Annotated in this window: 4 protein-coding genes and 1 pseudogene; 2 read left to right on the forward strand and 3 right to left on the reverse strand. The window is 71.1% G+C overall.

Annotation, left to right across the window (positions count from 1 at the left end; translation table 11 throughout):
• Positions 1 to 83: 83 nt before the first annotated feature.
• A pseudogene (locus ACIKT0_RS14535) lies at positions 84 to 407 on the forward strand (ABC transporter); the annotation flags it as partial.
• 1 nt (position 408) lies between these two features.
• Entirely contained in the window at positions 409 to 825 is a 417-nt protein-coding gene (locus tag ACIKT0_RS14540) for a GNAT family N-acetyltransferase (RefSeq protein ID WP_407106032.1), read from the forward strand.
• A gap of 13 nt (positions 826 to 838) precedes the next feature.
• Here the strand turns inward: ACIKT0_RS14540 and ACIKT0_RS14545 are convergent, their stop codons facing one another.
• From ACIKT0_RS14545 to ACIKT0_RS14555, 3 genes are all read right to left on the reverse strand, one after another.
• Positions 839 to 1,861: a peptidoglycan -binding protein gene (locus tag ACIKT0_RS14545; RefSeq protein ID WP_407106033.1), complete on the reverse strand. Its 1,023-nt coding sequence runs from the start codon at positions 1,859 to 1,861 to the stop codon at positions 839 to 841.
• A 19-nt stretch (positions 1,862 to 1,880) separates the two neighbouring features.
• Positions 1,881 to 2,885, reverse strand: coding sequence for a flagellar motor protein MotA (locus tag ACIKT0_RS14550; protein ID WP_407106034.1), 1,005 nt, complete (start codon positions 2,883 to 2,885; stop codon positions 1,881 to 1,883).
• Positions 2,886 to 3,009: 124 nt separating this feature from the next.
• Entirely contained in the window at positions 3,010 to 3,795 is a 786-nt protein-coding gene (locus ACIKT0_RS14555; RefSeq protein WP_183393353.1) for an inositol monophosphatase family protein, read from the reverse strand.
• Between the last annotated feature and the right edge of the window lie 74 nt (positions 3,796 to 3,869).

Here is a 3,869-nt window from a genome sequence, read left to right on the forward strand (position 1 = left end):
TCGCCGTCCTCGAGGCCGAGAGACTTCGCGGTCTCGCGGTTCATGTAGAGGAAGTTCTTCGAGTAGATCTGGCGCAGCCATAGCGCATCGCGCTCGCCCGCGCGCTCCTCAAGGACGCGCCCGTGCTGCTGCTCGACGAGGCGACCTCGGCGCTCGACGCCGAGAGCGAGACGCTGGTCCAGGAGGCGCTCGCCGCCACCCGCGCCGGCCGCACCACGCTCGTCATCGCCCACCGGCTCGCGACCGTGCTGGCCGCCGACCGGATCGTCGTGCTCGACGGCGGCCGGATCGTCGAGGAGGGCACCCATGCGGAGCTCGTCGCCAGGCGCGGCCTCTACGCCCGCCTCGCCGAGCTGCAGTTCGGCGGACATGAGCGCGTGCGCCGCGCGGAGATCGCGGCCGGCTGAGGTGGCGCTCGAGATCGTCCTCGCCGATCCGCCCTCGGCGGACGACCACGCCGCGATCGTGCGGCCGCTGGTGGCCTTCAACACGACCGCCTTCGGCCCCTCCGGCCATCACCCGCTGGCGCTGCTGCTGCGCGACGAATCCGGCGGGACGGCGGGCGGCTTGTGGGCGCGGGCGAGCTTCGGCTGGCTCTATGTCGAGATGCTGGTCGTGCCGGAGGCGCAGCGGGGCAGGGGGCTCGGCGCTCGGCTCATGCGCCGCGCCGAGACGGAAGCGGGCCGGCTGGGCTGCCGCGGCGTGTGGGTGGACTGCTTCGCGCCGATGCGCGGCTTCTACGAGAAGCTGGGCTATGCGGCCTTCGGGACGATCCCGGACCACCCGGAGGGCGTCGAGCGGGTGTTCCTCAGGAAGCCCCTCTGACCGCCGAACCCCCTCAGCGCTCGGTCAGCTTGAGCTCGATGCGGCGGTTGCGCTTGTAGGCCTCTTCGTTCTGCGCCGTGTCGAGCGGCTGGAACTCGGCGAAGCCGGCCGCGAGCAGCCGCTGCGGGGCGACGCCCTTCTGGACCAGATACTGCACCACGGCGATCGCGCGGGCGGCCGACAGCGACCAGTTCGACGGGAAGGCGCCGCGCGTCGGGCGGATGTCGGTGTGGCCGTCGACCCGCATCACCCAGTTGATGTCCGGCGGGATTTCCTTGGCGAGTTCGATCAGCGCGGTCGCGATCTTGTCGAGCTCGGGCTTGGCGGCCTCGTTCAGGTCGGCTTGGCCGGTCTCGAACAGCACCTCCGACTGGAACACGAAGCGGTCGCCCACCACCCGCACGTCCGGCCGGTCGGCGAGGATCTGGCGCAGGCGGCCGAAGAAGTCCGAGCGGTAGCGGTTGAGCTCCTGGACGCGCTGGGCGAGCGCCACGTTCAGGCGGGAGCCGAGATCGGCGATCTTGGCCTGGCTTTCCCGGTCGCGCGATTCCGACGCGTTGAGCGCGTCCTCGAGCGCGGCGATCTGCCGGCGCAGCGCGGCGATCTGCTGGTTCAGCAGGTCGACTTGGCTGAGCGCGCGGGCGCTCGCCTCCCTCTGCTGATCGAGCTGGGCTGCGAGGCCGCTCGCCTTGTCGCCCTCGGCGCGGGCGCGGTCGGCGCCGCTGGCCGCGTCCGCCTTGAGCTTCTCGTTCTCGGTCTGCAGCGCGCCGAGATTGGCCTGCAGGCTGGTGAGCTCGTCCTTGGCGGAGCGCGAGGCGCCGCGCTCCAGCGCCAGCAGCTCGGTCAGTTCCTCGATCTGGGCGTTGAGCCGCTGCAGCGCGGTGTCCTTGCCCGTGACCTCCCGGCCGAGCAGGAACTGCGCGATCATGAACACGGTCAGCAGGAAAATGATGACCAGCAGCAGCGTCGACAGGGCGTCGACGAAGCCGGGCCAGTAGTCCACCGCCCGGTAGCGCCGGCGGGAGCTCAGCGCCATCAGGGGCGCTCCGCCGCCGTCACGGCTCGGCCCTGGCGCGCTGCTCCAGCAGGCGCTCGAGCAGCGCCTTCAGGTCGCCCTGCTGGTTCGACTGCGCCTCGACCCAGTCGCGGATCATCTGCTGCTCGGAGCGCATGTGCTTGACGAGGCCCTGGATGCCCTCGGCGAGATGCGCCGTCGCCTGGGCGGCGGTCTTGGTGCCGGATTCGGAGAGCGTCTTATTGAGCCGCTCGAGCGCCGCGATCAGCTCCGCCGGATCGCGCGTTCCGGGCGCGACGGCCGGCGACGCCTCGTCGTCGAGGTCGGCCGAGACCACGGCGGCCAGCCAGTCCTCGAGCTCGTTGTGGAAGCGGTTCTGCGCCTGCCCGGCCTGGAGGTCGAGGAAGCCGAGGATCAGCGAGCCCGAGAGGCCGAACAGCGACGCCGAGAAGGAGGTGCCCATGCCGGCGAGCGGCCCGGCGAGGCCAGACTTCAGCTCCTCGAACAGCGCCGCGGTGTCCTCGGTGCCGTTGCCGCCGAGCGTGGAGATGACGTTGGAGATCGAGCCCACCGTCTCAAGCAGGCCCCAGAAGGTGCCGAGCAGGCCGAGGAAGACGAGCAGCCCGGTCAGGTAGCGGCCGATCTCGCGGGCCTCGTCGAGGCGCGTGCCGATCGAGTCCATGATCGAGCGCATCAGCGCCGTGCCGATCGGCGCGTTGCCGAGCCGGTCGCCGAGCAGGGAGGCCATGGGGGCCAGCAGCCGCGGCTGCTCGCGCAGCGCGAGGCCGGGCTCGCTCATGCGGAAGCCGTTGACCCAGCGGACCTCCGGGAACAGCCGGATCACCTGCCGGAACGCCAGCAGCACGCCGATCACCAGCACGGCGAAGATCAGCCCGTTGAGGCCCGGATTGGACAGGAAGGCGCGCTTGATCTGCTGGTTCAGGATCAGCGCCACGAACCCCGCCAATGCGAGGAAGATCACCATCCGGAGCAGGAAGACCCGGGGCGACGACAGCTTGTAAGGGTCTAGCTCGGACAGGGACATCGCGGACCGGAGGCCGTGTTGAACGCGCACGCGTCCATCATAGTGCACGGTTTGCGCTCGCGAAGAAGTGCGCCGCAGCCACGCAGTCCGGTCATTGCGAGGAGCCTTGGCGGGCGAGGAGCCCTCAGGCCTTCACGAGCTTCAGCAGCTCGCCATGCATGACCTCGTTGCCGGCGACGATCGAGCCGTTGGTCAGCATGCCGTCGCCGCCCTGTCCGTCGGTCACGAAGCCGCCGGCCTCGCGCACCAGCAGGATCCCGGCCGCCATGTCCCACGACTTCAGGTGGCGCTCCCAGTAGCCGTCGAAGCGGCCGGAGGCCACCCAGGCGAGGTCGAGCGCCGCCGAGCCGAAGCGGCGGATGCCCGAGACCTTGATCTGGACGCGCGCCAGCTCCTCGCGGAACCGGTCATGGTTGGGCTTGCCGAGATGCGGCACGCCGGTCGCGATCACGGCGTCGGCGAAGTCCCGCCGCGCCGCGACGCGCAGGCGCCGGTCGTTCATGTAGGCGCCGCCGCCGCGCTCCGCCGTGTAGAGCTCGTCGGTCGCCGGATTGAAGATGACGCTCGCGACCAGCACGCCGGCCCGCTCGAGCGCGACCGAGATCGCGAACATCGGGATGCCGTGCAGGAAGTTGGTGGTGCCGTCGAGCGGGTCGATGATCCAGCGGTGGTCGGGGTCGCTGCCCTCGATCACGCCGCCTTCCTCCATGACGAAGCCGTAGCCCGGCCGCGCGCGGGACAGTTCGGCGCGCAGCGCCTCCTCGGCCCGGCGGTCGGCGACGCTGACGAAATCGCCTGGCCCCTTGGTCGAGACCTGAAGCTGCTCGACCTCGCCAAAGTCGCGCCGCAGCGCGCGGCCGGCCTTCATGACGGCCTGGACCATGACGTGGAGAACGGGAGAGCGGGCCATGGGTGCTTTCAGTCTGCGGGCCGGGGCGCGGCCCCGAGCGTCAGCCCGGACAGGGCGACGCGCCGGGCCGGGTT

The sequence above is a fragment of the Hansschlegelia beijingensis genome, assembly GCF_045505405.1.
Lineage (GTDB): Bacteria > Pseudomonadota > Alphaproteobacteria > Rhizobiales > Methylopilaceae > Methylopila > Methylopila beijingensis_A.